Raw genomic sequence first — 16725 nt, 5'->3', positions numbered from 1 at the left:
GCCGGAGGCCGTGCTTCCGGGAAGCCGTCGGCCGTTCCGGCGCCCGAAGTCCCGCCCGGCGCCCCGAAACGGGAAGGGCGCGTCAGAAGGTCTGCAACGTCACCAACGTCACACGCCGCCGCCCCGGCCCGTCCGCCGGCCCCTCCGCCGCGTCCGCGAGCTCGATCCGCACCCGCTGCCCCGGCCGCAACAGCCGCAGACCGCCCGCGTCGAACGCCTCGGCGTCGAACGGCACCGGGGTGCCGTCGTCGAGGAGAACGCTTCCGCAGCGGGTCTCGGGGTCGTAGGTGTACGCGGTGGCCTGCATGCCCGAGAGCCTAGTCCGTCGCCGTGCCGGCGGCCCCGCGCGGCGGCCCGGCGGCCGTCCACGCACCGGCGGCCGCGGCCGTGCGCGGTCCCACGCCCAGGGCCAGCGCGGCCCGGAGATCCGCCGGGGTGTCCACGTCCCGGCGTACGGAATCCACCCCCGGCAACCCGATTTCCCGCGCCCCGGAAGCCCGGTGCCGGGCGCGCGAGCGGCCCTCGAACGCCGGCGCCAAAAGCATTCCGGGAGCCGCCGCCAACAGCGTCGTCCCGATTCCCTCGGCGTCCGCGAGAAATGCGCGCGGGAATTCCGCCGCCGAATCGAGCACCCGCCCGAGTTCCACCGCGCGCAGTGCCGGGAGATCCGCGTTCAGCGTCGCCACGCCCGACCGCGGACGGTGCGCGCGGACCGTCCGCGCCCCGTGCGCGAGCGCCGCGTTGAGGCCCGCGCCGCCCACCGGTTCGGCGACCGTACGGGCACCGACCGCCCTCAGTTCCGCGCCGGCCAGCGGGTCGTCGGTGACGACCACCACATCGCGTACCGCCGTACAGGACAGCGCGGCCTCCACCGTGTCCAGCGCGAAGGCCAGCGCCAGCGCGGGCCGGCTCGTACCGGATCCCGCGCCCGCGGCCGCCGCCAGCCGGCTCTTGGCCCGCGCCAGCGGCTTCAGCGGCACCACCAGCGTCCAGCGCACGGCACTCCCTCTCTCCTCCACCCGGGGCCACGCCGAGTCCCCCCGGGTCCCGCCCGGCCGCCACCGGCCCCTGCCGGGCCCATTGTCGCCCCCGGCCGCGCGCCCCCGCTCCGGGAGTCCGGCCGCTGCCGCCGGAGGGGCGCGGGGTTACGGTGTTCTCGACAGACCGGGTACCTGGCGCCACACTTGTCCGGCCCCGGGAGAGCAGCAGGCCCGTGGAAGCTTCCAGGTCCCAAGAGAAGGGTGTACGGGTGTCCCGCCACAGAATCGGCTTCTGGTACCGCTTTACGGCGGTGTTGGCGAAACCGCCGCTCGTGGTTCTGTTCAAGCGGGAGTGGCGCGGAATGGAGCACATTCCCGCCGACGGCGGCTTCATCACCGCCATCAACCACAACTCGTATCTGGACCCGCTGTCCTACGCCCACTTCCAGTACAACACCGGGCGCGTCCCCCGCTTCCTGGCCAAGGCCGGGCTCTTCCGCAACGGCTTCGTCGGGACCCTGCTGCGCGGCACCGGCCAGATCCCCGTCTACCGCGAGAGCACCGACGCGGCCAACGCCTTCCGCGCCGCCGTCGACGCCATCAACAAGGGCGAGTGCGTGGCCTTCTACCCCGAGGGCACCCTGACCCGCGACCCCGACCTGTGGCCCATGGAGGGCAAGACCGGCGCCGCCCGGGTCGCCCTGCTCACCAAGGCGCCCGTCATCCCGGTCGCCCAGTGGGGCGCGCACGAGGCCATGCCGCCCTACGCCAAGGAGAAGAAGGTCCGCCTCTTCCCGCGCAAGACCCTCCGGGTGATGGCCGGCCCGCCCGTGGACCTCGCCGAGTTCCACGACAAGGAGCCGACCGCCGAGGTGCTGCGCGCGGTCACCGACAAGATCATGGCCGCGATCACCGAACTCCTCGCCGAACTCCGCGACGAGCCGGCCCCCGCCGAGCCGTACACCCTCAAGAAGGCCCGCGCGGCCGCCGCCGCCCGCCGGCAGGCCGGCACCGACCGCCAGGAGGACGGCAAGTGACACGCTGCGCCGTCTTCGGCACCGGCTCCTGGGGCACCGCCTTCGCGATGATCCTCGCGGACGCCGGCTGCGAGGTGACCATGTGGGGCCGCCGCGCCGCCGTCGTGGACGCCGTCAACAAGGGCGCCAACCCGGACTACTTCCCCGGCGTCGAACTGCCCTCCGCCGTCCGGGCCACCACCGACCCCGCCGAGGCCGCCGCCGGGGCCGCGTTCACCGTGCTCGCCGTGCCCTCCCAGACGCTCCGCGGCAACCTCGCCGCCTGGAAGCCGCTGCTGGCCGACGACACCGTGCTGGTCTCCCTGATGAAGGGCGTCGAACTCGGCACCGCCAAGCGGATGAGCGAGGTCATCGAGGAGGTCGCCGGGGTCTCCCCGGACCGCGTCGCCGTTCTCACCGGCCCCAACCTGGCCAAGGAGATCGCCGACCGGCAGCCCGCCGCCGCCGTCGTCGCCTGCCGCGACGAGGACGTCGCCAAGCGCCTCCAGGCCGCCTGCCACACCGCGTACTTCCGCCCCTACACCAACACCGACGTGGTCGGCTGCGAGCTCGGCGGCGCCGTCAAGAACGTCATCGCGCTCGCGGTCGGCATCGCCGACGGCATGGGCCTGGGCGACAACGCCAAGGCGTCCCTCATCACCCGCGGACTGGCCGAGACCACCCGGCTCGGCCTGGCGATGGGCGCCGACGCGCACACCTTCGCCGGACTCGCCGGGATGGGCGACCTCGTCGCCACCTGCTCCTCCCCGCTCTCCCGCAACAACACCTTCGGCCGCAACCTCGGCCGCGGGCTGAGCCTGGAGGAGACCATCGCCGTCACCAAGCAGACGGCGGAGGGCGTCAAGTCCTGCGAGTCGGTGCTCGATCTGGCGCGAAGGCACCATGTCGACATGCCGATCACCGAGACGGTCGTGGGCATCGTCCACGAGGGCAAGCCGCCGATGGTCGCCCTGAAGGAGCTCATGGCGCGCAGCGCCAAGCCGGAGCGGCACTGAGACCGGCGGGGTCACCAGGTACGCTCAACGCGATATGAGCAGCGAGAACCCCATCCAGAGCCCCGGTCGCAAGCCGCGCGTCGCGGTCGTCTTCGGCGGCCGCAGTTCCGAGCACGCCATCTCCGTGGTCACCGCCGGCGCGGTGCTGCGCGCGATCGACCGCACGAAGTACGACGTGCTGCCGATCGGCATTACGCAGGACGGCCGTTGGGCGCTGACCACCGACGACCCCGAGCGGATGGCCATCTCCGGCCGTACGCTGCCCAGCGTCGACCGGCTCGCCGAGTCGTCGGAGGGCGAGGTCGTGCTGCCCGTCGCCCCCGCCAACCGCGAGATCGTCTACGCCGAGCCCGGCTCGGTGCCCAAGGCGCTCGGCGAGGTCGACGTGGTCTTCCCGATGCTGCACGGCCCCTACGGGGAGGACGGCACCCTCCAGGGCATGCTGGAACTGGCCGGCATCCCCTACGTGGGCGCCGGTGTGCTCGCCTCGGCCGTCGGCCAGGACAAGGAGTACATGAAGCGGATCTTCATCTCCTACGGGCTGTCGGTCGGCCCGTACGAGGTGATCCGCCCGCGTGAGTGGGACAACGACCGCGAAGCGGCCCGCCGCAAGGTGCTGGACTTCGCCGACGAGCACGGCTGGCCGCTCTTCGTGAAGCCCGCCCGCGCCGGCTCGTCCATCGGCATCACCAAGGTGGACGACGCCTCCGGCCTGGACGAGGCCATCGAGGAGGCCCGCCGCCACGACCCCAAGATCCTCGTCGAGGCCCTGCTGCGGGGCCGCGAGATCGAGTGCGGGGTGCTGGAGTTCGAGGACGGCCCGCGCGCCAGCGTGCCCGCCGAGATCCCGCCGGTCGAGGCGCACTCCTTCTACGACTTCGAGGCCAAGTACATCGACTCGGCCGCCGGCATCGTCCCCGCGCCGCTGACCGACGAGCAGACCCGCCGCGTCCAGGAGCTGGCCGTCCAGGCGTTCGAGGCCGTCTCCTGCGAGGGCCTGGTCCGCGCTGACTTCTTCCTCACCGAGGACGGCGAGTTCGTCATCAACGAGATCAACACCATGCCGGGCTTCACGCCCATCTCCATGTACCCGCGCATGTGGCAGGAGAGCGGCGTCACGTACCCGGAGCTGGTGGACCGCCTCCTCCAGGCCGCGCTGCGCCGCTCGACGGGCCTGCGCTAGGGGGTCTTCGGAGCGGGGGAGTCGTCCGGGTCGTCGGACGGCACCGCCTTCCGGACGGCGGCGGCGAGATCGACGAGCGCGCTCATGTCGCCGCCGTCGCCGACCACCTCCTTCGGCAGCGTGACCTCGACGTACACCGGCCGCAGAGGGGTGGTGCAGCGGATGCTCCCGTCCGGCAGCCGCTCGGGCGACCACTTCACCCCGTCGATGTCCACGGCCTGCGTCCGTACATCGTTGAAGATCTCCGGCCGCGGCACCCCGCAGCGCAGCTCGATCCACGGGCCGTCGCCCCAGGCGGCGGTGAAGTCCGAGACGGGATCGGTGGCGCGCCGCTTCAGTCCGCCCACCTCGTCCGGCAACCTCTCGTGCAGCGCCCGGCAGAGCGCCGCCTGGCGCCCGGACGGGGCCGGTACGGCGGGACGCGGGGCGTCGTCCGCCGCCGAACAGCCGACGGCCGCGCACAGCAGGGCCGCCGCGACGGACAGGGCGGCCCGCCGGCGCGGCCGGACGGGACGGACGGTACGGGTGGAACGGGCTGAACGGGCGGGCACAGTGCTCACCGGCCGAGCATACGAGGGGCTACAGGTGGACGACCGGGCAGGTCAGCGTCCGGGTGATGCCCTCCACCTGCTGGACCTTGGCAACGACCATCCGGCCGAGCGCGTCCACGGTGTCGGCCTGGGCGCGGACGATGACGTCGTAGGGACCCGTCACGTCCTCGGCCCGGATCACGCCGTTGATCTTCGAGATGACTTCGGCCACGGTCGACGCCTTGCCGACCTCGGTCTGGATCAGGATGTACGCCTGTACCACGGAACCTCCAGGGCGGCTTCGAGGATCATGTGGGGAGAAGAGACGCCACCGTACCGCGCCGCCGCACGGCACGGGGAGACCCGCGCCACCTGCGCGGCGCGCGGTTCCTCGGGAACCGCGAGACCACAGCACCGGATACTCCGAGGAGGAGCGCAGTGAAAGGCACCGTCGGCGAGTTGGGGGAGTTCGGCCTCATCAGGGAGCTGACGTCCCGGCTCACCACCACCCCGGCCGTCCGGCTCGGACCGGGCGACGACGCCGCGGTGGTCGCAGCGCCCGACCGGAGGGTCGTGGCCAGCACGGACGTGCTCCTGGAGGGGCGGCACTTCCGCCGCGACTGGTCCACCGCCTACGACGTGGGCCGCAAGGCCGCCGCCCAGAACCTCGCCGACATCGCCGCCATGGGCGCCGTGCCGACCGCCGTGCTGCTCGCCCTCGTCGTCCCGGCCGAACTCCCCGCCACCTGGCCGGTGGAGCTCATGGACGGAATCCGCGACGAATGTCAGGTCGCCGGCGCGGCGGTGGTCGGCGGGGACGTGGTGCGCGGCGAGACCATCACCGTGTCCATCACGGCCCTCGGCGACCTCCGCAACCACGAACCCGTCATGCGCTCCGGCGCGCAGCCGGGCGACGTCGTCGCGGTCACCGGCTGGCTCGGCTGGTCGGCGGCCGGACTCGCCGTCCTCTCCCGGGGCTTCCGCTCCCCCCGGGCCTTCGTCGAGGCACACCGCCGCCCCGAACCCCCGTACCACGCGGGCCCGGCCGCCGCCTCGCTCGGCGCCACGTCCATGACCGACGTCAGCGACGGGCTGATCGCCGACCTCGGGCACATCGCCGAGGCCAGCAAGGTCCGGATCGACCTGCACACGGCGGCCATCGACGTCCCCACGCAGATGTCCGACATCGGGCAGGCCGTCGGCGTCGACCCGCTCCAGTGGGTGCTCACCGGCGGCGAGGACCACGCCATCGTCGCCACCTTCCCGCCGGACGTGAAACTGCCCGCCCGCTGGAAGGTGATCGGCGAGGTCGTCAACCCGTCCGCCCTGCCCCAGGTGACCGTCGACGGCGCGCCCTGGGAGCGGGCGGGCGGCTGGGACCACTTCGGCGACGAGGACCTGCCGGAGGCGGAGGAGGACTGAGCGGCGCGTAGGTTGGTGCTCATGCCGATACCTCCGCGTGTGCTGACCGTCGCCGGCTCCGACTCCGGCGGCGGGGCCGGCATCCAGGCCGACCTCAAGACGATGCTCGCCCTGGGGACGCACGGCATGAGCGTCCTCACCGCCGTCACCGCCCAGAACTCCCGCGGCGTACAGGGCGCCTGGCCGCTGCCCGCGGAGGCGGTACGGGCCCAGTTCCACAGCGTCGTCGACGACATCGGCGTCCAGGCCGTCAAGACCGGGATGCTGGCCTCGGCGGAACTGGTGGAGACGGTGGCCGAGCTGCTGGCGGGCGTCGGGACGCCCGTCGTGGTCGACCCTGTGGGCGTCTCCAAGCACGGGGATCCGCTGCTCGCCGCTTCCGCGCTCGACGCTCTGCGTATGAAGCTGTTGCCTCTGGCCACCGTGGCCACGCCCAACCTGGACGAGACGGCGTGGCTGACGGGCGTCCGCGTCACGGGCGAGGGGGACCTCCGCCGGGCCGCGGACGCCGTTCTGGCCTTCGGGCCGCGGTGGGTGCTGATCAAGGGCGGTCACCTGCCCGGTGACGCGGTGGACTTGCTGACGGACGGAACGTCGGAGCATCTGCTGCGGGCTCCGCGCCACGACAACCGGCATACGCACGGGACGGGGTGCACGCTGGCGAGTGCGATCGCCTGCGGGCTGGCGAAGGGGTTGCCCGTGCCGGACGCGGTGTCGGCGGCGAAGGAGTACGTCACCGGGGCGATCGCCGCCGGTTTCCCGCTGGGGGAGGGGATCGGGCCGGTGGATCACGGGTGGGCGCTGCGCTGAGTCCGCCTGCGGCGGGGTGGTGCCCCGGTCCCGCCCTTTCGCCGTTTCCTGGGGGGCAAGCCCCCAGACCCCCTTTTCGCGGCTTCGCCGCTCGTCCTCAAACGCCGGACGGGCTGAATAGTCAGCCCGTCCGGCGTTTGAGGACAACCGCGCGGAGCGCGGTTCCGGGGGTGCGGGGCCCTCTCTGCGGAAACGGCGAAAGGGCGGGACCGGGGCACAGCAAAAAGCCGGCCCCCTAGGGGGCCGGCCTTCAGCAACCGGAAAGGGCTGCGCGTACGCGAAGCCGCTAGCGCGAGACCTTGCCGGCCTTGATGCACGAGGTGCAGACGTTGAGCCGCTTCGGCGTCGCCCCGACCTTCGCACGCACCCGCTGGATGTTGGGGTTCCAACGGCGGGAGGTACGGCGGTGCGAGTGCGAGATGTTGTTGCCGAAGCCCGGCCCCTTGCCGCAGACGTCGCAGTTGGCAGCCACGGGTTACTCCAAAGACGGGTCACCCTCGCTCACGCGAGGACGACAGGCACGTACGGTGAATCCCTGCGTGCCGAGATCTCAGAGAGTGACCGGCAGTATCAGGGGGATGGCCTGACTCTCGTCAGGCAACCGGAGCAGCATACAACGACCGCTCCAGGACAACGAAACTACCATGACCGGCCCGTATCCCGCCCGGCCGGTCCGGTGGAGCGGCCCGCACGACTACTGTGCCCACCGTCACCGCAGACCGCCACCGCCACCCACCGCCACCGCCGAGGAGGACTCCCAGGTGCCGCATCCCCTCGACGCCGCCGCGGTACGCGCCTGGTGCGCTCTGGCGCTCGACGCCCTGGGCCGGGCCCGTGAGGAGATCGACGCGATCAACGTCTATCCCGTGGCCGACGGCGACACCGGGACCAATCTCTACCTGACCGTCGAGTCCGCCGGCCGCGCCGTCGAGGCCGTCTTCGAGGCGCACGCCACCGCCGGGCCGGGGGCCCGGCCGGGGCTGTCGGAGGCGGTCCGGGCCATGGCGCACGGCGCCCTGATCGGCGCGCGCGGCAACTCCGGGACGATCCTGGCGCAGCTGTTCCGCGGCATGGCGGAGGTCCTGAGGGACGGGGGCGCGGACGGGGAAGGGCCGGGTGACGAGGGTCACCTGCTGGGCCGCGCCCTGCGCCGCGCCGTGGACTCCGCGTACGAGGGCGTCGCCCGGCCCGTCGAGGGCACCGTCCTCACCGTGGCCACCGCCGCGGCCGGCGCCGCCGCCCGTACCGAGGGCGACGCCGCCGCCGTGGCCCGCGCGGCGCACACCGCCGCCCGTACGGCCCTGGAGGCCACCCCCTGCCAGCTGGAGGCGCTCGGCCGGGCAGGGGTGGTCGACGCGGGCGGTAAGGGCCTGGTGGAGGTCCTGGGGGCGCTCGTGGCGGCGCTGGAGGGTGGCGCCGCGCCGGCCGGCCGCCCGGCACGGACATCCCGCGCCGCCCGGCCCGTCGACACCTGCCCGACCGAGACGGCGCACGGCACCGCGCCCGGCGCGGGCCCCGCCTTCGAGGTGATCTACCTGCTGGAGGCGGACGACGTCGCCGTCGCCCGGCTCCGGGCCCGGCTGGACGCGCTGGGGGAGTCGCTCGTCGTGGTCGGCGGTGACGGCCTCTGGAACGTGCACGTCCACGTGGACGACGCGGGGGCCGCCGTCGAGGCCGGCGTGGACGCCGGACGCCCGTACCGGATCCGCATCACCCACTTCGGCACCGCCGACGAGCGCCCCCGCGCCCCCGAGCCCGTCCAGCGAGCCGTCGTGGCGGTCGTCCCCGGCGAGGGGCTGGCCGCCCTGTGCGCCGAGGCCGGCGCGACCGTCGTGCCCGTCCGGCCCGGCGAACCGCCCGCCAGCGGCGAGCTCGTCGAGGCGGTCCGGCGCGCACACGCCCGCGAGGTCGTCCTCCTGCCCAACGATCCCGACCTGCGGCACACCGCCGCCGCGGCGGCCGAGCAGGCCCGTGCCGAGGGCGTCCGGGTCGCGCTCATCCCCACCCGCTCCCCGGTCCAGGGCGTCGCCGCCCTCGCCGTCCACGAGCCCGGCCGCCGCTTCGACGAGGACGTCGTCGCCATGACCTCCGCCGCCGGCGCCACCCGCTACGCGGAACTGACCGTCGCCGAGAGCCGGTCCTGGACCATGGCGGGCGTCTGCCAGGCCGGCGACGTGCTCGGGCTGATCGACGGGGACGTCGCCGTCATCGGCGCCGACCTGGCCGCCACCGCCGCCACCGTGCTGGACCGGATGCTCGCGGCCGGCGGCGAACTGGTCACCCTCGTCGTCGCCGACGATGCCCCGCCCGGCTTCGCCGAGGAGCTGGAACGGCACGTCCGCGGCGGCCACCTCGCCGTGGACACCGTCGTCTACCGGGGCGGCCGGCAGCCGGCGCCGCTCCTCATCGGCGTCGAGTAGGCGCCGGACAGCGGTGCTGCCCGGCGTTGTCAGTGCCGTGGTGTGCAATGGGACCGTGCCCGTACCCGACGTCCGGAGGACCCGGAGAACACCGTGCAGCTCGATCAGCCCCTGAAGAAGATCCTCGGCGGCACCACCGCGAAGGTGATGGCCGAGCACCTCGGCCTGCACACCGCCGGCGACCTCCTGCACCACTACCCGCGCCGCTACGCCGAGCGCGGCGAGCTGACCCGGCTCGCCGACCTGCCGCTCGACGAGCACGTCACGGTCGTCGCGCAGGTCGCCAAGGCCGCCATGAAGACGTTCAACCAGGGCCGCGGCGTTCGCCTGGAGGTCGTCGTCACCGACGGCAGCGGCGCCCTGACCCTGGTCTTCTTCGGGCGCGGCGCCTACGCGCGCGAGAAGGAGCTCGTCCCGGGCCGCCGCGGCATGTTCGCCGGCAAGGTGTCGGTGTTCAACCGCACCCGGCAGCTGCTCCACCCCGACTACGAGCTGCTCGACCGGGACAGCGGCGCGGACGCCGCCGCCGACTTCGCGGGCCGGCTGCTGCCGCTCTACCCGGCCTGCAAGCAGTTCCAGTCCTGGAAGCTCACCAAGGCCGTGGACACCCTCCTCGACCTCTTCGAGGCCGACGGCTGGCGCGGGCTCGTCGACCCGCTGCCGCCCGCGCTCCGCGAGGGCCGCGGCCTGGCCGAGCTGCCGGACGCCTTCCGCAAGGTCCACCGGCCGCGCACCAAGGCCGACATCGAGGACGCCCGCGCCCGGCTGAAGTGGGACGAGGCGTTCGTCCTCCAGGTCGCCCTCGCCCGCCGCCGGCACGCCGACACCCAGCTCCCCGCCGTCGCCCGCAAGCCCGCCCCCGGCGGCCTGCTCGACGCCTTCGACGCCAAGCTGCCGTTCACCCTCACCGACGGCCAGCGCACCGTCTCCGCCGAGATCTTCGACGACCTGGCCACCGAACACCCCATGCACCGGCTGCTCCAGGGCGAGGTCGGATCGGGGAAGACGATGGTCGCGCTGCGCGCCATGCTCGCCGTCGTGGACGCGGGCGGGCAGGCGGCCATGCTGGCGCCCACCGAGGTGCTGGCCCAGCAGCACCACCGGTCGATCACCGAGATGATGGGCGAGCTCGCCGAGGGCGGCCTGCTCGGCGGTGCCGAACAGGGCACCAAGGTCGTCCTCCTCACCGGCTCGATGGGCGCCCCGGCCCGCCGCCGCGCCCTGCTCGACCTGACCACCGGCGAGGCCGGGATCGTGATCGGCACCCACGCCCTGATCGAGGACAAGGTCCAGTTCCACGACCTGGGGCTGGTCGTGGTGGACGAGCAGCACCGCTTCGGCGTCGAGCAGCGGGACGCGCTGCGCTCCAAGGGAAAGCAGCCGCCGCACCTGCTGGTGATGACGGCCACGCCGATCCCCCGCACGGTGGCCATGACCGTCTTCGGCGACCTGGAGACGTCCGTCCTGGACCAGCTCCCCGCCGGCCGCTCGCCCATCGCCACCCACGTCGTCCCCGCCAAGGACAAGCCGCACTTCCTGACCCGCGCCTGGGAGCGGGTGCGCGAGGAGGTCGAGGGCGGACACCAGGCGTACGTGGTGTGCCCGCGCATCGGAGACGAGGAGGAGAGCGGTCCCAAGGGCGGGAAGAAGCAGGCCGCCGAGGGGCCGGACGATCCCGAGAAGCGGCCCCCGCTCGCCGTCCTCGACGTCGCCGCGCAGCTGGCGAAGGGGCCGCTGGCGGGCCTGCGCGTGGAGGTGCTGCACGGGCGGATGCAGCCCGAGGCCAAGGACGACGTGATGCGCCGCTTCGCCGCCGGCGAGGTGGACGTCCTGGTGGCCACCACCGTGATCGAGGTGGGCGTGAACGTCCCCAACTCCACCGTCATGGTGATCATGGACGCGGACCGCTTCGGCGTCTCCCAGCTGCACCAGCTGCGCGGCCGGGTCGGCCGCGGCTCCGCCCCCGGCCTCTGCCTGCTGGTCAGCGAGGCCGGCGAGGCCAGCCCCGCGCGGGCCCGGCTGGGCGCCGTCGCCGCCACCCTGGACGGCTTCGAGCTCTCCCGCATCGACCTCGAACAGCGCCGCGAGGGCGACGTCCTCGGCCAGGCCCAGTCCGGCGTCCGGTCCTCGCTCCGGATGCTCACCGTCATTGACGACGAGGAGGTCATCGCCGCCGCCCGCGACGAGGCGGCGGCCGTGGTCGCCGCCGACCCCGAGCTGGAGTCCCTCCCGGCGCTCCGCACGGCCCTGGACGCCCTGCTGGACGAGGAACGGGAGCAGTACCTGGACAAGGGGTGACGCCTCTCGAGGCCGCGTTGCCATTCGAGCAACAAAGGTTGCCCGTCCGGCCACGCCCGCCGCAGCCTGTGACCCGGCCGCAAGGGGCCGTAAGCGATCAGGGAGGCAGACGATGACCGTGCAGGAGAACGCCGCGACCACGCCGGGCACCGACGGGGACGGGCGGCCCGACAACCGCGTCCACCACGTGCGCGCCGGCGAGCTCGACGGCCACGCCGCCATCAGCGGTCACACCGTCGGCTCGAAAAAGCTGTGGATGGGCATGGTGGAGAACCCGCCGCTGAGCGCCACCGACAACCACCACCACGGCGCCTCGGAGGCCGGGATCTACGTGGTGAGCGGCCACCCGGTGTTCGTCTTCCACGACGGCACCGAGGAGGTGCGGATCACCGCCCACCCCGGCGACTTCCTCCTCGTCCCGCCGTTCGTCCCGCACCGGGAGGAGAACCCCTCCGCGGACGAGCCCGTGGTCGTCGTGATCGCGCGCACCACCCAGGAGCCGATCAAGGTCTCCGTGCCCGAGCTCTACCAGCTCACGGAGCTCCCGGCGGAGTAGGCGGCGGGGAGAGCCCCGGGGCGGGTCCCCGGGGCACGGCCTACGCTGAGGGCAGCGGCGAACCCCGCCGCCCTCCGCCCGCACCCCCGAAGGACCGCACCCCCATGACCCGCGTGATCGCCGGAACCGCCGGCGGACGCCGCCTCGCCGTACCGCCCGGCACCGGTACCCGCCCGACCTCCGACCGGGCGCGCGAGGGCCTGTTCTCCACCTGGACGGCCCTGCTGGGCCCGCTCGACGGGGCCCGCGTCCTCGACCTCTACGGCGGTTCGGGCGCCGTCGGCCTGGAGGCGCTGTCGCGCGGCGCGGCGCACGCGCTGCTGGTGGAGGCCGACACCCGGGCGGCGAAGGTGATCCGGGACAACGTCCGCACCGTCGGCCTGCCGGGCGCCGAGGTGCGCACCGGCCGGGCCGAGCAGATCGCGGCGGGACCCGCCCCGGCCGCGCCCTACGACATCGTCTTCCTCGACCCGCCCTACGTGGTCACCGATGACGAACTGCGGGAGATCCTCCTCACACTCCGCGCCGGCGGCTGGCTCGCAGAGGACGCGCTGGTCACCGTCGAGCGCGCCACCCGGGGCGGCACGTTCGAGTGGCCCGGGGGCTTCGAGGGGCTGAGGGCCCGTCGCTACGGCGAGGGAACCCTTTGGTACGGTCGCGCCGCCTCGGCGTGCGGCACCGACAACGCTCCGAGCACGTCACGCACGCCATGAAAGCACCGGAGAGCGAGGAACCACCGTTGTTGCGCCGCGCCGTCTGTCCGGGGTCGTTCGACCCCGTCACCAATGGACACCTCGACATCATCGCCCGCGCTTCCAGGCTGTACGACGTCGTGCACGTGGCCGTGATGATCAACAAATCCAAACAGGGCCTCTTCACGGTGGACGAGCGGATAGACCTGCTCCGCGAGGTCACCGCCGAGTACGGGAACGTGGAGGTGGAGTCCTTCCACGGCCTGCTGGTCGACTTCTGCAAGGACCGCGGCATCCCGGCCATCGTCAAGGGCCTGCGGGCGGTCAGCGACTTCGACTACGAGCTCCAGATGGCCCAGATGAACAACGGGCTCTCGGGCGTCGAGACCCTGTTCGTCCCCACCAACCCCACCTACAGCTTCCTCTCCTCCAGCCTGGTCAAGGAGGTCGCGGCCTGGGGCGGCGACGTCTCCCACCTGGTCCCGCCGGCCGTGCTGGACGCTCTCACCGGGCGCCTCGCGCGCGACTGACCCGCCACCGGGAACTGACGACTCGTCAGTAGCTGCCGGGCGGCGGCCGGCGGCCGTACAGTCGTGGCGTTCGTAGCCGTCGTCCGGGAGAGAGTGGCGATCGTCAAGGTGGACGTCCAGAAGAAGCTCGACGAGATCGTCGCGACGGTCGCCGGCGCCCGTTCGCTGCCCATGTCCGCGTCCTGCGTGGTCAACCGGGCCGAGCTGCTCGGCCTCCTGGAGGAGGTCCGGGCCGCCCTGCCGGACTCCCTCGCACAGGCGAGGGAGGTGATCGGCGGCCGGGAGCGGATGGTCGCCGACGCCCGCGAGGAGGCCGAGCGGATCATCGAGTCCGCCCGCGCCCAGCGCGGCTCCCTGATCTCCGACACCGAGGTCGCCCGGGAGTCCCGCGAGGAGGCCGACCGCATCCTTGCCGAGGCCCGCCGGGAGGCCGCCGAGATCCGCGCCCAGGCCGACGACTACGTCGACGGCAAGCTCGCCAACTTCGAGGTCGTCCTCACCAAGACCCGCGGCTCGGTCGAGCGCGGCCGGGAGAAGCTGCTCGGCCTCGGCGACGGCAGTGGCTTCGACGACCCCGAGGGCCCCGGCGCCGACGTTCCCGAGCGCAGCGGCGACCCCGCCACCCAGCGGCGCAACGCCGACGCCTACGTGGACGCCAAGCTCACGGCCGTCTCCGCGGTGCTGGCGAAGACGCTGGAGGCGGTCGGCCGCGGCCGGGAGAAGCTGCTGGGCGCCCGCCCGGCGGACGAGCTCGGCGCCCACCTGGCCGCCCAGGACGGCCGCCCGGCCGAGCACCCCGCCACGGACGCCGACTTCCTCGCGGAGCTCGCCGCCCACCCGGCCCCGGCCGCCGGGCCGCGCTCCGACTGGCCCCCCCAGGTCCCGCACCAGGAGCCGGCCCCGGAGCCGGTCCAGGAGACGGGGTACGGCTGGCAGCCGTACCCGGGCCAGACGGACCCGTACGCGGTCGGCGGGGCCGGCGGGGGGCACACCGGCCAGGAGACCGGCTACGGCTGGCCGGCCCAGGACGCGGGGCAGCAGGCGTACGGGCACGGGCATGGGCACGGGCACGGCTACGGGCAGGGATACGACCAGGGGTACGGTCAGGGTCCCGCTCAGGGATACCCGCCCGCGCCCCCTCGGCAGGACGCTCCGCTGGAGGGCGTCGTCGTCCCGCCCCAGGGCGGCGGCGCGCTCGACGAGACCAGCTTCTTCGACACGAGCATGATCGACCTGGAACAGCTCCGGCGTTACGAGCAGGGGCGCTGAGCCGGCCCGGCCGGTCCCGCGGGCGGTCCGGAGCCGGGTCCGAAGTCGGTGCGGAAGGCACGATTGGGCCAGGGGCGGACCGTCCAGTATCCTGACTGTTCGGTCGCGCGTACATTCGCGATCCCGGCTGCCCGCGTCGTGGCGTACGAGGTTTCGTACGGCGCGTGATCACGGGCCGCCTTCGCCGCAGCGTAGAAAGCAGGAAGCCCTGAACGCCCGCCTCGATCACCGTTCCCCCCTCGTGTTCGACACGCACGAGCTGGGCCGGCGTCCCGGTGCGCTGAAGCGGCTCTCCCGCTCGATCCCGGCCCCCGCCGACCTCGGCATCGAGGTCATCGGAGTCGCCGAGGGCGCGACCGTGGAGCTCGACCTCCGACTGGAGTCGGTCATGGAAGGGGTGCTCGTCACAGGCACCGCCCGTGCACCGCTCACCGGGGAGTGCGTAAGGTGTCTGGAGCCGCTGGAGCGAGAGCTCGAAGCGGACTTCCAGGAGATGTACTCCTACCCCGACGCCGACAGCCGGAACCGCCCCGTGGCGGAACCGGAGGACGACGCCGAGGACGAGGAGGACACGCTCTTCCTCGAGGGCGACCTGTTCGACCTCGAACCCGTGCTGCGCGACGCGGTGGTGCTCGCACTGCCGCTGCAGCCGGTGTGCCGGGAAGACTGCCCCGGCCTGTGCTCCGAGTGCGGAGCGCGGCTGGCGGACGACCCGGACCACCACCACGACGTCCACGACATTCGCTGGGCGGCACTGCAGGGACTCGCCGGATCCGACCAGGACGGCGAGATGGACAACGCACCCCGGCCCGCCGGGGATGACTCACAGGAGAAGTAGCCGTGGCTGTTCCGAAGCGGAAGATGTCGCGCAGCAACACGCGCCACCGCCGGTCGCAGTGGAAGGCTGCGGTCCCCACCCTGGTGGCGTGCGAGCGCTGCCACGAGCCGAAGCAGCAGCACATCGCGTGCCCGAGCTGCGGCACCTACAACAAGCGTCAGGTCCTCGAGGTCTGATCGGCGGGTGACAGGCTCCATGTCAGACGCCAATTCGCCGTCCCGCGGACGCGGGACAGGATCCGGACCGGCGCCACAGGACGCAGCCTCGTCTCACACGCTTCTGGAAGGGCGGCTCGGGTACAGACTCGAGACCGCCCTTCTGGTGCGTGCGCTGACCCACCGCTCCTACGCCTACGAGAACGGCGGTCTGCCCACCAACGAGCGGCTGGAGTTCCTCGGTGACTCCGTCCTCGGCCTGGTGGTCACGGACACGCTGTACCGCATCCACCCCGACCTGCCCGAGGGCCAGCTGGCCAAGCTGCGGGCCGCGGTGGTCAACTCGCGGGCGCTGGCCGAGGTGGGACGCGGCCTCGACCTGGGTTCCTTCATCCGGCTCGGCCGGGGCGAAGAGGGGACCGGCGGCCGTGACAAAGCCTCCATCCTCGCCGACACCCTGGAAGCCGTGATCGGCGCCGTCTACCTCGACCAGGGGCTCGACGCCGCCGCCGAACTGGTGCACAGGCTCTTCGATCCGCTGATCGAGAAGTCCTCGAACCTCGGCGCCGGCCTGGACTGGAAGACCAGCCTCCAGGAGCTCACGGCGACGGAGGGACTGGGCGTGCCCGAGTACCTCGTCACCGAGACGGGTCCGGACCACGAGAAGACCTTCACGGCTGCTGCCCGCGTCGGTGGTGTCGAGTACGGCACCGGCACCGGCCGCAGCAAGAAGGAGGCCGAGCAGCAGGCGGCCGAGTCCGCCTGGCGCGCCATCCACGGTGCGGCGGAGGCCCGGGCCAAGGCCGCGGAGGCCGAGCGGACCGGGAAGCCGGCTTCGCCGGCGAAGGCCGCCAAGCAGCAGGACAAGGCCGTCAAGGCCAACGGGACGGCGGCACCCGCCGCGACCGGCACCGCGTCCGCGCGGGAGCCGGCCGTCGACGGGGACACCGATCCCGCCGGCGGCGGAGCGCAGCCCGCCGCGCAGTGAACGACCGGCCGGTCCGGGGTGC

At 73.4% G+C, this 16725-nt stretch carries 19 protein-coding genes; 14 read left to right on the top strand and 5 right to left on the bottom strand.

The genetic code is table 11. From position 1 onward, the window contains the following. Positions 1 to 82 precede the first annotated feature (82 nt). Positions 83 to 307: a hypothetical protein gene (locus ACH4PU_RS00560; RefSeq protein WP_398264106.1), complete on the bottom strand. Its 225-nt coding sequence runs from the start codon at positions 305 to 307 to the stop codon at positions 83 to 85. 10 nt (positions 308 to 317) lie between these two features. Next, positions 318 to 998, bottom strand: coding sequence for a 2-phospho-L-lactate guanylyltransferase (gene cofC / locus ACH4PU_RS00555; protein WP_398264104.1), 681 nt, complete (start codon positions 996 to 998; stop codon positions 318 to 320). Between the two features lie 251 nt (positions 999 to 1249). On the opposite strand from cofC, the gene ACH4PU_RS00550 reads away from it, so the two are divergent. From ACH4PU_RS00550 to ACH4PU_RS00540, 3 genes are read left to right on the top strand one after another with little or no spacing between them, the layout of a single operon-like run. Next, positions 1250 to 2017 (top strand): lysophospholipid acyltransferase family protein, encoded by a 768-nt coding sequence (locus tag ACH4PU_RS00550; protein WP_398264102.1) that lies wholly within the window; start codon positions 1250 to 1252, stop codon positions 2015 to 2017. After that, a complete protein-coding gene (locus ACH4PU_RS00545; RefSeq protein WP_398264100.1) occupies positions 2014 to 3012 on the top strand; it encodes an NAD(P)H-dependent glycerol-3-phosphate dehydrogenase in 999 nt (332 codons plus the stop codon). Before ACH4PU_RS00550 ends, ACH4PU_RS00545 begins: the two co-directional genes overlap by 4 nt. 34 nt (positions 3013 to 3046) lie before the next feature. Continuing rightward, a complete protein-coding gene (locus tag ACH4PU_RS00540; protein WP_398264098.1) occupies positions 3047 to 4195 on the top strand; it encodes a D-alanine--D-alanine ligase family protein in 1149 nt (382 codons plus the stop codon). Here the strand turns inward: ACH4PU_RS00540 and ACH4PU_RS00535 are convergent. Beyond that, entirely contained in the window at positions 4192 to 4755 is a 564-nt protein-coding gene (locus ACH4PU_RS00535; protein ID WP_398264096.1) for a DUF3515 domain-containing protein, read from the bottom strand. The genes ACH4PU_RS00540 and ACH4PU_RS00535 overlap by 4 nt on opposite strands. 19 nt (positions 4756 to 4774) lie before the next feature. Next, positions 4775 to 5008, bottom strand: a complete 234-nt coding sequence (locus ACH4PU_RS00530) for an Lrp/AsnC ligand binding domain-containing protein (RefSeq protein ID WP_398264094.1) — start codon at positions 5006 to 5008, stop codon at positions 4775 to 4777. A gap of 155 nt (positions 5009 to 5163) precedes the next feature. Between ACH4PU_RS00530 and ACH4PU_RS00525 the strand changes: the two genes are divergently transcribed. Then, complete coding sequence (locus ACH4PU_RS00525; protein WP_185941270.1) at positions 5164 to 6147, top strand: thiamine-phosphate kinase; 984 nt, start codon at positions 5164 to 5166, stop codon at positions 6145 to 6147. Positions 6148 to 6168: 21 nt separating this feature from the next. Next, positions 6169 to 6957: a bifunctional hydroxymethylpyrimidine kinase/phosphomethylpyrimidine kinase gene (thiD, locus tag ACH4PU_RS00520; RefSeq protein ID WP_398264091.1), complete on the top strand. Its 789-nt coding sequence runs from the start codon at positions 6169 to 6171 to the stop codon at positions 6955 to 6957. Between the two features lie 286 nt (positions 6958 to 7243). Here the strand turns inward: thiD and rpmB are convergent, their stop codons facing one another. Continuing rightward, positions 7244 to 7429, bottom strand: coding sequence for a 50S ribosomal protein L28 (gene rpmB / locus ACH4PU_RS00515; RefSeq protein WP_004942804.1), 186 nt, complete (start codon positions 7427 to 7429; stop codon positions 7244 to 7246). A 289-nt stretch (positions 7430 to 7718) separates the two neighbouring features. Between rpmB and ACH4PU_RS00510 the strand changes: the two genes are divergently transcribed. The 9 genes from ACH4PU_RS00510 to rnc all read left to right on the top strand — a co-directional run bounded on the left by ACH4PU_RS00510 (position 7719) and on the right by rnc (position 16703). Beyond that, the gene (locus ACH4PU_RS00510) at positions 7719 to 9377 is read left to right on the top strand and encodes a DAK2 domain-containing protein (RefSeq protein WP_398265288.1); all 1659 of its coding nucleotides are present in this window, start codon (positions 7719 to 7721) and stop codon (positions 9375 to 9377) included. A gap of 93 nt (positions 9378 to 9470) precedes the next feature. Further along, positions 9471 to 11675, top strand: a complete 2205-nt coding sequence (gene recG, locus ACH4PU_RS00505) for an ATP-dependent DNA helicase RecG (RefSeq protein ID WP_398264088.1) — start codon at positions 9471 to 9473, stop codon at positions 11673 to 11675. Positions 11676 to 11787: 112 nt separating this feature from the next. Continuing rightward, positions 11788 to 12231, top strand: a complete 444-nt coding sequence (locus ACH4PU_RS00500) for a cupin domain-containing protein (protein WP_398264086.1) — start codon at positions 11788 to 11790, stop codon at positions 12229 to 12231. A 104-nt stretch (positions 12232 to 12335) separates the two neighbouring features. Continuing rightward, positions 12336 to 12944, top strand: coding sequence for a 16S rRNA (guanine(966)-N(2))-methyltransferase RsmD (rsmD, locus tag ACH4PU_RS00495; protein WP_398264084.1), 609 nt, complete (start codon positions 12336 to 12338; stop codon positions 12942 to 12944). Between the two features lie 29 nt (positions 12945 to 12973). Then, entirely contained in the window at positions 12974 to 13453 is a 480-nt protein-coding gene (gene coaD, locus ACH4PU_RS00490) for a pantetheine-phosphate adenylyltransferase (RefSeq protein ID WP_398265285.1), read from the top strand. A 108-nt stretch (positions 13454 to 13561) separates the two neighbouring features. After that, on the top strand, positions 13562 to 14722 hold the full coding sequence (locus ACH4PU_RS00485; RefSeq protein WP_398265281.1) for a cell division initiation protein: 1161 nt from the start codon (positions 13562 to 13564) through the stop codon (positions 14720 to 14722). A 241-nt stretch (positions 14723 to 14963) separates the two neighbouring features. Beyond that, a complete protein-coding gene (locus ACH4PU_RS00480; RefSeq protein ID WP_223771882.1) occupies positions 14964 to 15560 on the top strand; it encodes a DUF177 domain-containing protein in 597 nt (198 codons plus the stop codon). Positions 15561 to 15562: 2 nt separating this feature from the next. Beyond that, positions 15563 to 15736, top strand: a complete 174-nt coding sequence (gene rpmF / locus ACH4PU_RS00475) for a 50S ribosomal protein L32 (protein ID WP_003951102.1) — start codon at positions 15563 to 15565, stop codon at positions 15734 to 15736. Positions 15737 to 15755: 19 nt separating this feature from the next. Beyond that, the gene (rnc, locus tag ACH4PU_RS00470; RefSeq protein WP_398264081.1) at positions 15756 to 16703 is read left to right on the top strand and encodes a ribonuclease III; all 948 of its coding nucleotides are present in this window, start codon (positions 15756 to 15758) and stop codon (positions 16701 to 16703) included. The last annotated feature ends 22 nt before the right edge of the window (positions 16704 to 16725 follow it).

This window comes from Streptomyces sp. NPDC021100 (assembly GCF_044333095.1).
In the GTDB taxonomy this organism is placed as follows: domain Bacteria; phylum Actinomycetota; class Actinomycetes; order Streptomycetales; family Streptomycetaceae; genus Streptomyces.
Note: the sequence above shows the minus strand (reverse complement) of the source record. Positions and strands in the feature narration are given on the sequence as shown.

What these genes read in the sequence shown, in the direction of transcription:
- ACH4PU_RS00560 (WP_398264106.1), bottom strand. Translation starts at nt 307, where the DNA reads ATGCAGGCCACCGCGTACACCTACGACCCCGAGACCCGCTGCGGAAGC.
- ACH4PU_RS00540 (WP_398264098.1), top strand. Translation starts at nt 3,047, where the DNA reads ATGAGCAGCGAGAACCCCATCCAGAGCCCCGGTCGCAAGCCGCGCGTC.
- thiD (WP_398264091.1), top strand. Translation starts at nt 6,169, where the DNA reads ATGCCGATACCTCCGCGTGTGCTGACCGTCGCCGGCTCCGACTCCGGC.
- ACH4PU_RS00500 (WP_398264086.1), top strand. Translation starts at nt 11,788, where the DNA reads ATGACCGTGCAGGAGAACGCCGCGACCACGCCGGGCACCGACGGGGAC.
- rsmD (WP_398264084.1), top strand. Translation starts at nt 12,336, where the DNA reads ATGACCCGCGTGATCGCCGGAACCGCCGGCGGACGCCGCCTCGCCGTA.
- rnc (WP_398264081.1), top strand. Translation starts at nt 15,756, where the DNA reads ATGTCAGACGCCAATTCGCCGTCCCGCGGACGCGGGACAGGATCCGGA.